Source organism: Dyadobacter soli (genome assembly GCF_900101885.1).
GTDB classification, from domain to species: Bacteria; Bacteroidota; Bacteroidia; order Cytophagales; family Spirosomataceae; genus Dyadobacter; species Dyadobacter soli.
This window is the reverse complement of sequence record NZ_FNAN01000007.1, coordinates 212,462-226,595: the sequence shown is the minus strand read 5'-3', so window position 1 is coordinate 226,595 and position 14,134 is coordinate 212,462. Positions and strand designations below refer to the sequence as shown.

9 protein-coding genes are annotated in these 14,134 nt (G+C 54.7%); 8 read left to right on the top strand and 1 reads right to left on the bottom strand.

Annotated elements, in window-relative coordinates; all coding sequences use genetic code 11:
• The first annotated feature begins 3 nt into the window (after positions 1 to 3).
• The 7 genes from qhpG (at position 4) to BLQ88_RS13045 (ending at position 11,248) form a co-directional block, all read left to right on the top strand.
• On the top strand, positions 4 to 1,485 hold the full coding sequence (gene qhpG / locus BLQ88_RS13075) for a flavin-dependent monooxygenase QhpG (RefSeq protein WP_090150317.1): 1,482 nt from the start codon (positions 4 to 6) through the stop codon (positions 1,483 to 1,485).
• Positions 1,486 to 1,544: 59 nt separating this feature from the next.
• Entirely contained in the window at positions 1,545 to 1,880 is a 336-nt protein-coding gene (locus BLQ88_RS13070) for a phosphoribosylpyrophosphate synthetase (RefSeq protein WP_090150314.1), read from the top strand.
• A 161-nt stretch (positions 1,881 to 2,041) separates the two neighbouring features.
• On the top strand, positions 2,042 to 2,635 hold the full coding sequence (locus tag BLQ88_RS13065; protein WP_090150311.1) for an RNA polymerase sigma factor: 594 nt from the start codon (positions 2,042 to 2,044) through the stop codon (positions 2,633 to 2,635).
• Positions 2,636 to 2,714: 79 nt separating this feature from the next.
• Entirely contained in the window at positions 2,715 to 3,815 is a 1,101-nt protein-coding gene (locus BLQ88_RS13060; RefSeq protein ID WP_090150308.1) for a FecR family protein, read from the top strand.
• A gap of 156 nt (positions 3,816 to 3,971) precedes the next feature.
• Entirely contained in the window at positions 3,972 to 7,451 is a 3,480-nt protein-coding gene (locus BLQ88_RS13055) for a TonB-dependent receptor (protein WP_090150306.1), read from the top strand.
• A gap of 34 nt (positions 7,452 to 7,485) precedes the next feature.
• Positions 7,486 to 8,940, top strand: a complete 1,455-nt coding sequence (locus BLQ88_RS13050) for a RagB/SusD family nutrient uptake outer membrane protein (protein ID WP_090150304.1) — start codon at positions 7,486 to 7,488, stop codon at positions 8,938 to 8,940.
• A complete protein-coding gene (locus BLQ88_RS13045) occupies positions 8,927 to 11,248 on the top strand; it encodes a glycosyl hydrolase family 95 catalytic domain-containing protein (RefSeq protein ID WP_090150302.1) in 2,322 nt (773 codons plus the stop codon). Before BLQ88_RS13050 ends, BLQ88_RS13045 begins: the two co-directional genes overlap by 14 nt.
• 35 nt (positions 11,249 to 11,283) lie before the next feature.
• Here the strand turns inward: BLQ88_RS13045 and BLQ88_RS13040 are convergent, their stop codons facing one another.
• On the bottom strand, positions 11,284 to 11,709 hold the full coding sequence (locus tag BLQ88_RS13040; RefSeq protein WP_090150299.1) for a hypothetical protein: 426 nt from the start codon (positions 11,707 to 11,709) through the stop codon (positions 11,284 to 11,286).
• A 213-nt stretch (positions 11,710 to 11,922) separates the two neighbouring features.
• Here BLQ88_RS13040 and BLQ88_RS13035 point away from each other — a divergent pair, with 213 nt between their 5' ends.
• The gene (locus BLQ88_RS13035; protein WP_090150689.1) at positions 11,923 to 14,097 is read left to right on the top strand and encodes an alpha-galactosidase; all 2,175 of its coding nucleotides are present in this window, start codon (positions 11,923 to 11,925) and stop codon (positions 14,095 to 14,097) included.
• The last annotated feature ends 37 nt before the right edge of the window (positions 14,098 to 14,134 follow it).

Sequence of the window (14,134 nt, the reverse complement as noted above, 5' to 3'; positions counted from 1 at the left end):
CCTATGGTTCAGTATTTTGAAATTGTAATCATCGGTGCCGGACCGGCGGGGCTCACGGCTGCTATCCGTTTGCTGGAAATGGGGCATTCGGTGGCGCTGATCGAGCAGGAGGCATTTCCCCGCCCGCAGATCGGTGAATCGCTTTCGCCGGGCGTGCGGCCGATTTTCGCGTATATCGGTGCGGGTTACCTGCTGGACGATCCCGGGTATCTCCACAACCTGCCTGCCGCCATTGCCTGGGACGGGGGAGAACCTACCTTGCTCGAAGCCGGGCAACGGGGCGCGGGCTTGATGGTCGACAGGGCACACCTGGATGCGCAAATGCTGGCATTCGCTGTCAGTAAGGGGCTGCATGTATTCCAGCCGGCTAAAATGGTTGCAACTTCCTTTCAAAATGACCAGTGTGAATTGAAAATACAATCGGCGGCTGGTGATTTTCACATTACCAGCCGCATTGTGCTGGACGCCCGTGGGCGTAAGGGCGCACACACCCGCGGGTGCATGCAGCTCGCGCCCGCGTCCGTCGCGTTGTGGACGCATGTTCCCGCGAATGCGACGCCACGGACGTTCCGACCGGATGCCGCCCGTATCGAAACAGTGGACGAAGGCTGGATATGGGGCGCACCGGTGCCCGGTAACGAATACCGGATCATGGCTTTCACCGATCCGGAATCGCTCAAAGGACAAAGCCCGGCGCAGGTAATGCAGCAAATGGTTTCCAAATCCAGGCTATTCCACTTCGCAGCTATGGATAGTTTGCATTTTGAAATACAAACCTGCCTCGTGAACGCCTACGTGCATACGCAGCCGTGGGAGCAGTACTTCATCAAAATCGGCGAAGCGGCATTTACGCTCGATCCATTATCCTCCACCGGCGTGGAAGTGGCCATGCGGTTTTCGCTGCAAACGGCCATTGCCGTGCATACCATGCTGATCGACGGCGACGAGGCCGTGGCAAAGGCATTCTACGAAAACAAACTGGCCGAAGCGGTAACCAGCCACCAACGCTGGACTTCTGAATATTACGCGCAGTCGGGGAAGGCTAGTGCGAATTTCCCTTTTTGGGAAAAACGAAGAAGCTTCCACGCAGATGCATTACCGGTTATCAATGCATTCACTGAACAAATTAAACAACGGCTAACCCGCGAATCCCCAACCCACCAGGCAAAGGAACCCGCCGCCATTCCCATCGATCCGCTCATCCGGTTCCTCTGGGACAAACCCGTCCGCTTGTCGGCCGAGCTGGCATTCAGTTCCGAGTTTGCCGTCACGGGCGACCGCGTCGAAATCCGGCGTGCGCTGGTACACCCGAACCTGTCGCGGCCTATGGTTTATATCAATCATATCGAAATCCCGCCGCTCCTGAATGCATTGGGCGAAGAGGCAACCTACGGTACCGCCATTGAAACCTGGTGCCGGCAACTCCCGCTTGCGGATGTCAAAAAAGTGCTCGGATTTCTATGGGGTGCGGAAATCGTGCAGTAACTTGAACGATCAAGTGAATTTGGACTGCAATTTTATCAAGCCCTAATCTTTTAAATCCAATGGAAAACCCGGAAGAATACCGTTACGATACACTGAGTGAAGCTGTAAATGATCTGCAAAAAAGAGGATATACCCACGATTTCCTGATTGAAGACGAAAAGGAATGCCTCTACTGCAAGCAGCGTTCGCTGGAACTGTCGCCGGAGGAATTTGTGATCGACGAAATACACCGGTTCGAAGGGATGACCGACCCGGCCGACGAAAGCATTGTGTTCGCAATCTCATCGTCGCAGCACGATTTGCAAGGCCTGGTTATCAACAGCTTCGGGGCTGATTTTGGTTACCGATCGTCGAAACTCGTTGCAGATCTGCACCGGCGCGCCAGCGAAAACTGAGCGGAGGGTTATCGGACAAGGGAAGGATATTTGTGCCCGAAAGTTATATGAAAATAGCAAAATTGCTCCACGCAAGAAAATTGGAAGCTATTTTTGAATTCCTCGCAAAATGAGTAAAATGCACAAATATTCTCTTATTGTCCAAACCCACGGCCAGGTAAATGTCAGACGCTACGCTTCCGGATTCACAACTTTGGTGCTTGATCAAAGACGATGACCAGGCCGCCTTCACCGCGCTTTTCCGGAAATATTATCCCGCCCTGCTAGGCTACGGCAAGTCGCTGACCGACCACCACGGCCTGGCGGGAGATTGTGTGCAGGAAACCTTTATGGAAATTTGGCTCTATCGCCGAAACCTCACCGTACCCGATTCCGTGCGGGCGTACCTGCTCGCTGGTGTACGGAGGCGTATCGCGCGCCGGCTCGAACGCGACCGGATTTTCAGGCATTCACGGGACATCGGTGAAGGGGAATTTTCCTTCCAGTTTACCCCGCTCGATGCGATGATCTCCGACGAGGAGACGCGCCGGCAGGTACATCAGCTCAATACCCACCTCAACCAGCTCCCAGCCCGCCAGCGCGAGGCGCTGTATCACCGCTACCATCAGCAGCTCGACATCGAAGAGATAGCCCGCCTGATGCAGATCAACCCGCAATCGGCTTCCAACCTGCTTCACCGTGGCATCAAGCACATCCGGGAGGTGTGGGTAGGGGAGCTGCACACCTTTGCGTTGCTGCTCTGTGTGTATTTTTAAAAATTTTATCAAAAAAATTACAAAATAGTGAGTATCGCCCGGCGGTACTGTCCTCTCCTGCCTGAAAAACCGATACTTCATGCAGCGAGAAAGCTATACGACCGTCACGCAATTCTGCGACGATGCATTGTTCCGCGAATGGGTTATCACTGGCCGTGATAATGCCGAATGGGTACAATGGCTCGAAGCAAATGCCGATAAACAGCGGCTGGTACAGGAAGCCCGTTACCTGATCCTGGCGATCGGCGACGATGCGGCCCGCGCCACGACCGGCGAAACCGAACAGGCTCTCGAAGAAACCTGGTGGCGCATCCACGAGCAGGAGCGTCGCGTTCCGCCGGGCGGCGGTCGGTCGGACCGAGATCGCCCAACCGCGATCCGATCGCTCACGACCTGGTGGCGCGTGGCCGCGGCGGTGCTGGTATTTGCGATGGGGCTGGGATGGTACCTTTCACGCCAGCATTTCGGGCAAACAGAAGTAGCCATGCAAAAACCCGCATTGCCTGCGGGCCGCGATATCGAGGTTTTCAATGATTCCAAAGTGGCCCGGCTGGTCAACCTCGAAGATGGCAGCACCATTATCCTCCAACCCAACGGCAAGCTGAGCTATCCCGTGAAGTTTGAAGCGGAAAGGCGGGAGGTACATCTGTCCGGAGAGGCGTTTTTTGAGGTAAGTAAAAACCGCAAACGGCCATTTTTGGTCTACACCAACGACATTGTGACGGAAGTGGTGGGCACGAGCTTCCGCATCAAAGCCGCGGACGACCAGCCCGAAGTGGAGGTTTTTGTAAAAACGGGGGAGGTGCATGTACGGCAGATCCAGGCGAAGGATGCAGCCGAGAATGTGGTGTTATTGCCGAATCAATCAGTCAGTTATGTAAAATCCCGCAGCCTTTTCGAAAAGCCTGAGAACAAGGATATTCCTAAAAGGGCGATCGAGTACCTGAATTTTGACTTCTCCGATGCACCGGTCGGGACGATTTTCTCGACCCTGGAAAATGCCTATGGCGTCACGATCGAATACCCGCACGACGCCCTGCGCGACTGCTATCTTTCTACGTCGCTGTCCGATGAACCGCTTTTGTCGAAACTGAAAATCGTCTGCGAAAGTATCAGCTCCGGTACGCAGTTCCGCATGGAAGGGAACCATGTCATTGTAGAATCAACCGGATGTAACTAGCCGCCTATGCATTAACTAACCTGTACATAAAAAAGAGCCGGACTGGTTGCAGCAGGCCGGCTCCCGAAATCCACAACTCCGATTGCATTGCGCCCTGGGAGTGGGGTGTTATTGCCCAATTTTTCTGTCGAATCGAAACAATAAACCGTCAAATCTATGAAGAAATCTTTGACAGCCAAACGCTTATTGTGTCAACTCTTGATGAAGTCGTTACAACAAATCGTCCTTTTGATTGTCGCCGCCCAGCTGGCCATGGCCGCACCGCTGGCCGGTCAGAACCTGCTGGACAAAAGAGTTACCCTAAGCCTCAACCGCACCTCGCTGGGCACCGCCTTGCAGCAGCTGGAAAAAACAGCTGAGATCAAATTCTCTTACAACTCGCGCATGCTGCCGTTGAAATTCACGGTGAGTGTGAATGCCCAGAACGAACCGCTTGCCGCCGTGCTCGACAAGCTTTTATTGCCCAACAAGATCAGTTACAAACAGGTAAGCAACCGCATTGTGCTCCGGAACCAGCCGGAAACGATCAATGCCGTAGAGCCTGCCGTGGAGCCGAATGCGGAGAAATTCGCGACGGTCGTGGAAGACAGGTCGCTGGTAGGCAAAGTATCTTCCGACAAGGGGGAAGGCCTGCCGGGCGTCAATATCGTGATCAAAGGCAGCCAGCGCGGCGCCGTCACCAATGCCGACGGCAGTTACAGCCTGCTCGTACCCGACGGTCCCCAAACGGTCGTTTTCTCATCGGTAGGCTATATTTCGCAGGAAATCGTCGTCGCGCCGGACCGTACCGCGCTGGATGTTTCCCTCAAAGTGGACGAGAAAGCGCTCGAAGAAGTGGTGGTCGTAGGCTACGGAACGCAGAAGAAGGTGAACCTCACCGGCTCGGTATCGACGGTGAATGTAGACAATATGCAGAGCCGCCAGGTGAGCAACAGCCTCGCCGCATTGCAGGGGCAGGTCACAGGCTTGCGCATCAGCCAGGGCACGGGTATGCCTGGGCGCGAGAGCGTTTCGCTGCAACTCCGCGGAGCGAGTTCGTGGGGGACCAACACGAGCCCGCTGGTGCTGGTAGACGGCGTGGTAGGATCGCTGGATGTATTGCCGATGTCGGATATTGAAAGCATTTCGGTGCTGAAAGATGCTGCATCCGCATCGATTTATGGTGCTAGGGCTGCGAATGGGGTAATATTGGTGACTACAAAGCAGGGCAAGAAGGGCAAGCCCGCATTGACCTACAATATGTCGCTTCGCACGCAGTCGCCCACGGGCGTGCCCAACCAAATCTGGAATTCGGGACAGTATATGGAGCTTTTCAACCGGGCCGTGGCGCGGAATGCCGTAAGCGCGGTGCCCTTTCCGCAGGCGCTGATCGACAAATACAAAAATCCGAACCGCGACAAGAACCAGTTCCCGGATTACAACTGGGCGGATGCCGTATGGCAGTCGGCGCCGATGCAGGAGCACAATGTGGGCGTGAATGGGGGCTCGGATGCTTTCAAATACAATATATCCGCCGGTATCATCGATCAGAAAGGTGTGCTGATGGGTCATAAGTACAAACGTTTCAACGGGTTGGCCAATTTGTCCACGACCATCAACAAGTACATTACAGTGGGTACCAACGTGAGTTACATGAAAGGCAATTCGGTTTCACCCTACTATGAAAACCAGAATTTCGTGCTCATGACCATGACCCAGTCGCCCCTGGTGAAACCCTACCTGCCCGACGGCAGCGGCCGCTACACCGATAAAGCCGTTCCGACCGGCGTCGGCGGCACGCAGAACAACCGTAACCCGTTCTGGATCGCCAATGAAACCTACCGCGACTATGAAGACTGGCAGGCCAACGTACAAGGCTGGCTCGATGTGAATTTCCTCCAAACCGAGAAAATGGGGTTGAAATGGAGTTCCAAATACGCCAGCCGGTTCGCCGAACAGTTCCGCAATATTTACCACTACGGCGCCGACGCGTACTATTATCTTCCCGAAAACGAATACACTGCCGGAGGGGCCAATGTGTACCAGAAAGGCACGCCGTTCGGGCCGGAGGCATTGGGTGTGAACCAGGGCAATTTCCGTACACTGCTGAATACCTTCTATTCATCGCTGAACTGGAACTGGAATCCCGAGCGGCAGGACATTTCATTCATGGTAGGTTACAGCCAGGAAGAGCAGAAATACCGCTGGCTCGGTGGCACCCGCAATGTGTTTCCTGTCAAAAACATGTACGAGCTCGACGGTATGGGGCCGCTGAACCAGACTACCACCGGCGGGTTGACCGAATGGGCGTTTCAGTCGATTTTCGGGCGCGCTACCTATGCATTAGCCTCGAAATACCTCCTGGAAGCCAATTTCAGGTATGACGGAACTTCGCGCATTTACAAGGACAGCCGCTGGGGCTTCTTCCCGTCCGCTTCGGCCGCGTGGAGGATCAGCGAGGAAGCGTTTGTCCGCGACGGTGCAAACTGGATCGACAACCTGAAAATCAGGGCCTCGTACGGGTTGCTGGGGAATGCGAATATCAGCGAGTACAAAGTCGGGAATACCAATCTGGGCGAGTATCCCTGGCAGGATACCTATGTTTCTACAACCTATGCATTCAATGAAGCGCTAATGCAGGGCGTGCAGCAAACGGCGTTCCGAAATCGCGGGCTTAGATGGGAAAAGACTACCGTCGCCGACATTGGCCTGGATTTCAACCTCAAAAGTGACCGCATTTACGGTACCATCGACTGGTATAACAAGCTGACCACGGGTATTCTTGCTGGTGCGATTATTCCGGCCAGCGCGGGTATGTCCGCCCCGGTGATCAACTACGGCACGCTCAGAAATTATGGTATCGAATTCGAGCTCGGGCACAAAGGCAAGTTTGGTTCCGTGGAATATGGGCTGAACGGGCAACTTTCCATCAACCGTAACAAGGTGGTGAAGTTCCCCGCGCCGGCTTACAGCGACCGCATTATCCAGGAAGGATTGCCCTACCGCGATTATTATCTGTACGAATACACCGGCCTCTTCAAATCCGAGGAAGAGCTGAAAGCCGTGGTAACGCCCGGTAACCCGCAATTAGGGGATATTAAATTCAAAGATCAGAACAACGACGGCAAGATCGACGGCGACGACCGCATTCGCGTGAAAGGTGCTTACCCGGGCTTTATTTACTCTTTTGGAGGTAATGTAAGGTGGAATAATTTCGACCTGGCGCTGTTCTTCCAGGGTGTGCAGGGGCAAAAGGTTAGGACCTATTTCTTCGGCGAAGACCCATTCTCGCAAGGTTCGTCCCCACATCCCAAATTCCTCGACGCCTACGACCCCGTAACCAACCCCGACTCGGAAGTACCGGCCATTTACGGCTGGGGATACGCGCCGATGACCGGCGGAACGGCCCAGAACTCGACCTATTTCCTCAAAGACGCCTCGTACCTGCGCCTGAAAAACTTGCAGATCGGCTACACCATTCCGACCTCGATTACGAAAAAAGTGGGTATCAGCCATTTGAAAGTATTCCTCACCGGTGATAACATCCTCACATTCACCAAGTATCCCGACCTCGATCCCGAGCGTGCGGGCGACGGATGGCACGCCCAATACCCGCAGCTGAAAGTGTATTCCGTGGGGTTGAACCTGAGATTCTGATTGGTATAAAGATGATTTAAAAGATATACTTCATATGAAAACTTTTCTGAACCGTATTCTTTTGCCAGCCATGCTCGTAGCTGCATTGCCGGGCTGCGATAGTGATTTTCTGGATAAAAACCCGCCGCAGGAAATAGCTGCGGAGCAGTTCTGGACGTCGGAAGGCGATGTGCAGATGGGCCTCGCTGGATGCTATGCCCGGTTGAAAGGCACTTACGTTACCTGGCACCGCAGCTATTGGGACGCCGCTGTCGACAACGGCTGGGCGCAGCATTACGGCGACATCCGCCTCATGCAGTCGGGTACGCTCGATCCCGCCAACTCGGGTGCGCCCCGGTCGTTGTACACATCTTGCTATAATGGCATTGCGGGTGTAAATATTTTTCTCAAAAATTTCACCAAAGTCGCATTACCCGACGCGGCTGCAAAAGCTTACGAAGCCGAGGCGCGTTTCCTGCGGGCGATGTTCTATTTCGAGCTGGTGCAGCGTTGGGGAGGGGTGGTGGTTTACCGGGAGGTGCCTGCCGATATCGAGGAGTTGAAAATCGCCAAATCGAGTAAGGAGGATGTTTACAAATTCATTGAAGAAGACCTGGCTTTTGCGGTGGCGAACCTGCCGGACGACGCCTACAAATCGGGACACGCGGTGAAAACCAGCGTCCAGGCATTGCAGGCACGCATTGCATTGTTTCAGGGTAAATGGGATGAGGTGATTTCGCTGACGTCCTCCATTATTTCTTCGAACAAATACTCGCTCGCTGCCGATCTCGAATCGCCGTTTATCAAAGGAAAAGGCCAGGCCGCGTGCCCGGAAAATATTTTCTCGATTAAATACATCGAAACCCGCGACGGTCGCCAGTCGAACGACGGCGGCCAGGAAGTGGAATTCTTCCGCTGGGGAGGCCTCGCACCGACCAAGGACTTGATCGACGAGTACGAAACCGGCGACCTGCGCCTGAAAAAGTGGTATTATTTTGCACCCAACAAAACCACTTTCGAGCGTGAGGACGGTTTTAAATTCCAGACGGAGTTTACCGCCACGAATTACGGGCTCATCAAGTTCGCGGCGATCTGGGACCCGGGCCGCTTCATTCCGAGCGAGCGCGATATCCTTACCGGTCACGACATCGTGCTTTTCCGCCTCGCCGACATTTACCTCATGAATGCAGAAGCGCAAATGGAGAAAGCGGGCGGTACCACTTCCGACGCGAAAGCGCTCTCCTACGTGAACGCGATCCGCACCCGCGCAGGCGTGCCCGCCCTCACCACGCTCACCCGTGTGCTCGTACGTAAGGAGCGCAGGCGGGAGCTCGCATTCGAGGGCCTGCGGCTGTTCGATGTGATGCGCTGGCGCATTGGCAAGGATATCAACGACAAGCTGATACACAGTAACATACGGCTGAAATGGGACGATAAGTTCTACGTTTGGCCGTTCTCCCAGAGCGAAATCGATATTAACACAGCATTGAAACAAAATGAGGGATATTAAAAGGTGTATTTTCTTTCAAATCCTGCTGGTATGCGTGTGGCCGCTGGTAACCCCGGCGGCACGCGCCCAACCGGCGGCAAAGCATAACCTTCATTTTGAGAAACTGGCCAATGTCTGGGACGAGGCGCTTCCGCTCGGCAATGGTACCGTCGGTGCGCTGATCTGGGAACGGGAAGGCAAGCTGCGCTTCTCGCTCGACCGCGCCGATATCTGGGATATGCGCCCGATGGCCGGCCTGCACCGGGACGAATTCCGTTACAAATGGGTGCAGGAGCAGGTCCGTAAAAAGGATTACAAACCGGTTCAGCAGTATTTCGATGCGCCTTACGACCGCGAGCCGGCGCCGTCCAAAATCCCCGCCGGCGCACTGGAATTTACATTACCGGCGGACTGGAAGGTAAAACGTGCCGAAGTAATGCTCGCATCGGCCACCGCCGAAGTGGAATGGGACAATGGCGCGGTGCTGAAAACATTCGTGCATGCTACCGAGCCGGTGGGCTGGTTCCGGTTCGAAAATGTGCGGAGTGAAATGTCGCCGACCATCGTGGCGCCGCGGTATAGCGGTGCCATACAGGAAGGCGGGCCGGTGAACTCGCTGGTAGGCGACGACCTGGCGCGCCTGGGCTACAAGCAGGGCACCATTACGCCCGGCGCGGGCAGCATTACCTATCGGCAGGAGGGCTGGGGAGGCTTTACGTACGAAGTAGCGGTGCGTTGGAAACCGCTGCAAAACGGGGTCGTGGAGGGCGTGTGGAGCGTGTCGTCGCATTACCCGAAAGCGGCGGCCAAGCCTGCCACCGTTGCCAATGTACTTGCCCGAAATGCATTGAAACAGACTTATGTCGCCGCTGCCTCGTCGCATCAGGCCTGGTGGAAGCGGTTTTGGAGCATGTCGTCCGTTTCGGTCCCTGATCCGCTCATTGAAAAACAATGGTACCTCGAGCAATACAAATTCGGTTCGGCCGCCCGGCGCGGTGCACCGCCTATTTCTTTGCAGGCCGTGTGGACAGCCGATAACGGCCGCATTCCACCGTGGAAAGGCGATTACCACCACGACCTGAACACCCAGCTGAGCTACTGGCCCGCATACAGCGGCAACCATTTGGAAGAAGCATTGGGTTACCTCGATCACCTGGACGAAAACAAGGATAACTACCTCCGGTACACCAAACTATACTTCGGCACCGACGGCCTCGCCGTTCCCGGCGTGACTACCCTCGATGGTACCGAAATGGGTGGCTGGATTCAGTACTCGCTCTCTCCGACGGTTTCGGGCTGGCTGGCGCACCATTATTACCTGCAATGGCGGTACGGGATGGACAAGGCCTTCCTGAAAGCCCGTGCGTACCCGTGGTTCAGGCAGGCGTGTGCATTGTTTGAAAATATTACCGTGAAAAACGGGCAGGGCGAGCGGCATCTGCCGATCAGTTCGAGCCCGGAAATCCGGGATAACCGCCTGGAAGCCTGGTTTCCCGAGACGACTAACTACGATCTGGCAATTATCCGGTTTACATTCAAAGCGGGTATCGAGCTGGCGGAGGCGCTGGACGACAAGCCGCAGGCCGAAAAATGGCGTAAACTGCTCGGCGAATTCCCGGATTTTGCTCAGACAGAAGAAAACGAGCTGATGTTCGCCCGGACCTTGCCCTACAACGAATCGCACCGGCATTTCTCGCATGCAATGGCCATTCACCCGCTCGGGCTGATTAAATGGGAGGACGGCGAGCAGTCACAAAAGACCATCACCAACACCATTGCTTTACTGGATAAAGTAGGTCCCGACTGGTGGTGCGGATATTCCTATTCCTGGCTCGCCAATCTGAAAGCGCGTGCCAAAGACGGTGCTGGTGCCAGGGATGCATTGGCGACATTTGCGAAGGCATTTTGCCTGCCCAACAGCTTCCACGCGAATGGCGATCAGACGAAATCCGGTCTTTCCAAATTTACCTACCGCCCATTCACCCTCGAAGGCAACTTCGCATTCGCCGCCGGCTTGCAGGAAATGATGCTGCAAAGTTATGCAGGCATGATCGACGTCATGCCCGCGCTGCCGGCGGACTGGAAAGATGCCGCATTCAGCAATCTCCGTGCGGAGGGCGCGGTGCTGGTGAGTGCGAAAAGGGAAGCGGGAAAAGTCGTTGAGGTGAGCCTTGTGACGGAACAAGCAGGGGAGTTTTCAGTGAAAAAGCCTTCCCCTGATTGGAAGATAACGATGTCGAAAGGTGTGCGAAAAGTGAAAGAGAATGAGCAAATTATCACATTCAATGCGCCGGCGGGAGCCAGGGTGGAACTGCGCCGGCCCGACTGAATGAGGTATTTATTCAACATTCTGGATACAGGCCCTCATCGGTTCTGAAAACCATGCACGGTGTACTTGTGCTTTTCCGACCCCCGCTTGACGAACAAAGTACCCTTGTACTCGGTCGTGCCGCCATCGACTTCCCTGGCGTCCTTGACGGCCAGCGTCACATTGTATTGGCCTGAGGAAAAATACATATCGAACCCCCTCGCGCTTTTGACGGTCATGGTATGGCTGAGGACGACGTCCTTATCGCCGTCCGTCAGAATGGCCTTTTTAAGCGGATCTGCATGGAAAATGTAGTGTTTCTGGGATAGCGGGACTTCTTTGAGCGAGAAGAAATAGCCTGCTAACGGTTTGGCAGGTTTTTCTTCGGCCGCGGAAACCAGCAAATTCTGAGCGACCTGGCACATGGCGGAGGGGGGCATCAAGAAGCTAACTGATGCCAGTAATGTGAATAGTGTTTTCATAATTGTCTGATTAAAAACTGTTTAGACGGGTTTCTGGGGAGCGTGCAAGACAGCTTTTTGTACAAAAATCGTACCGCGGCGCAGACCGTCGAAAAGGATACAACTTTCGTGTATTTGTGTTACCGGGCGCTGGAATTTTTGAATTTGAAGTATTTGTATTCTTTTTGGCAAAAAACATCTAAACCACCCTTAACCAATACCCGATTACCTTTTATGAAATACCTTTTTTTAGCACTCGGCCTGCTCAGTTTTACCGCGCAGGCCCAAACGCCCGGCGGCCCGGCGGCTGGCGATCCGGCGCCTGGCGATTGGCTCGTCAAACCCGGAGCCGCCCAAGCGCATATCGATCAATCACCCAACGGCAAGGACATTATACTATCCAACGGCCTGGTGAAACGCACATTCCGCCTCAAACCGGACCTGGCCTGCATTGAGTACAAGAACCTCACCAATGGCCAGCAGTTGCTTCGTGCCGTGAAGCCCGAGGCGCGGGTGGTACTGAATGGCGTCGCTTATCATGTGGGAGGATTGTATGGACAAAAAGAGAACGCGTACCTGCTGCCGCAATGGGTCGATCAGCTGAAAGTGTCGGACAGCGCGTTTCACTACATCGACCATAAAATTTCCCCCATAACCCCTTACCTGCAATGGAAAACCGCCATGTGGGCGGGCAGCAAGAAGGACGCGACCGGAAGCGAGATTGCATTCCGGTTCCGCTCGTCGCTTCCCGCGCTCACGGGCGTGGATGTATACGTGCATTACGCGATCTTCGACGGTATTCCGTTGGTTTCCAAATGGGTAACCATTGAAAACAAAAGCGAGAACGATGTTACCATCGACCAGGTGGTGAACGAAATACTGGCCGTGACCGAAGAGGAGAGCGCGGTGGTGGGCAAGCCGGAAGAAATGGCGAAGCCCAATGGATTGTACATTGAAAACAACTTCGCATTCAACAACGCCATGCGCTACGGCCTCAGCGACCAGGCGACGCACTGGAAGGTAGATAAAGCCTACACTTCGCAGGTTAATTACGACTACCAGACGCCCTGTTTGCTGGAAGTGCATCCGAAAGTTGCCATGGGAACGCGCCTGAAAGCGGGCGATAAGCTGGAATCGATCCGTACCTACGAACTCCTGATCGACAGCTACGACCGGGAGCGGAAGGGGATGGCCGTCCGCAAAATGTACCGGACCATCGCACCCTGGACGACGGTTAACCCGATCTTTATGCACCTCGTCAGCAAAGACGACGAGCAGGTACGCACGGCGATCGATCAATGTGCGGCGACGGGCTACGAGGCATTGATCCTCAGCTTTGGAAGCCATTGCAATATGGAAGACATTTCACCCGAAAACCTCAAAAAATGGAAAGAGCTGGCCGACTATGCCCACAGTAAAAAGGTGATGATCGGTAGCTATTCGCTGTTCAGTTCGAGGAAGATCAGTGAGGAGGACGATGTGATCAACCCTAAAACCGGCAAAACCGGCGGTGCATTCTTCGGTAATGCACCCTGCCTCGGGAGCAAATGGGGGCTGGCATACCTGGATAAACTCAAAAAATTCATGAGCCACACAGGTTTCGACATTTTCGAAAACGACGGGCCTTACCCTGGCGACGTATGCGCATCCACCTCGCACCCCGGCCATGAAGGCCTGGCCGACTCGCAATGGAAGCAAATGGCGCTGCAAAAAGGCCTCTATCACTGGTGCGCCGAGAATGGGGTGTATGTCAATGCACCCGACTGGTATTTTCTCGATGGTACCAATAAAGTGGGCCTGGGCTACCGGGAAGTGAACTTTTCGCTACCGCGCGAGCAGCAAAAGATCCTGAACCGCCAGAATATCTACGACGCCACCTGGAACGAAACGCCGTCGATGGTATGGGGCTTCGTGCCGCTTACCAAATACCAGGGCGGCGGGCCGGAGGCTGTGCTCGAACCGCTTTCGGAGCATTTGGACGCTTACGAGCAGCTCATGATGCAGTACTACGGCGCCGGCGTGCAGGCATGCTACCGCGGCCCGCGCCTGTACGATACCGACGTGACGAAGAAGACTGTCAGGAATGTGGTGAGCTGGTACAAAAAATACCGCGACATTCTCAATTCCGACATCATCCACCTCCGCCGCGCCGATGGCCGCGATTGGGACGGTATTATGCACGTCAACCCCGAATTGCCGGTGAAAGGGCTGGTGATGCTCTACAACCCGACGGGCGAGAAAATGGTGCGGAATGTGAAGCTGCCGGTGTATTACACGGGCAAAGATCAATCCGTGAAAATCCGCGTGAAGGAAGGCGCGGCGCAATCGTATAAAGTGGGCCGGAACTACGAAGTCGACTATAAAGTGGAGATACCGGCCGAGGGGTACACCTGGCTGGTGATGGAGTAGGGGACATCCCGACCGGACTATCGTCAAAATGCAAACC

What these genes read in the sequence shown, in the direction of transcription:
- qhpG (WP_090150317.1), top strand. Translation starts at nt 4, where the DNA reads ATGGTTCAGTATTTTGAAATTGTAATCATCGGTGCCGGACCGGCGGGG.
- BLQ88_RS13070 (WP_090150314.1), top strand. Translation starts at nt 1,545, where the DNA reads ATGGAAAACCCGGAAGAATACCGTTACGATACACTGAGTGAAGCTGTA.
- BLQ88_RS13065 (WP_090150311.1), top strand. Translation starts at nt 2,042, where the DNA reads ATGTCAGACGCTACGCTTCCGGATTCACAACTTTGGTGCTTGATCAAA.
- BLQ88_RS13060 (WP_090150308.1), top strand. Translation starts at nt 2,715, where the DNA reads ATGCAGCGAGAAAGCTATACGACCGTCACGCAATTCTGCGACGATGCA.
- BLQ88_RS13055 (WP_090150306.1), top strand. Translation starts at nt 3,972, where the DNA reads ATGAAGAAATCTTTGACAGCCAAACGCTTATTGTGTCAACTCTTGATG.
- BLQ88_RS13050 (WP_090150304.1), top strand. Translation starts at nt 7,486, where the DNA reads ATGAAAACTTTTCTGAACCGTATTCTTTTGCCAGCCATGCTCGTAGCT.
- BLQ88_RS13045 (WP_090150302.1), top strand. Translation starts at nt 8,927, where the DNA reads ATGAGGGATATTAAAAGGTGTATTTTCTTTCAAATCCTGCTGGTATGC.
- BLQ88_RS13040 (WP_090150299.1), bottom strand. Translation starts at nt 11,709, where the DNA reads ATGAAAACACTATTCACATTACTGGCATCAGTTAGCTTCTTGATGCCC.
- BLQ88_RS13035 (WP_090150689.1), top strand. Translation starts at nt 11,923, where the DNA reads ATGAAATACCTTTTTTTAGCACTCGGCCTGCTCAGTTTTACCGCGCAG.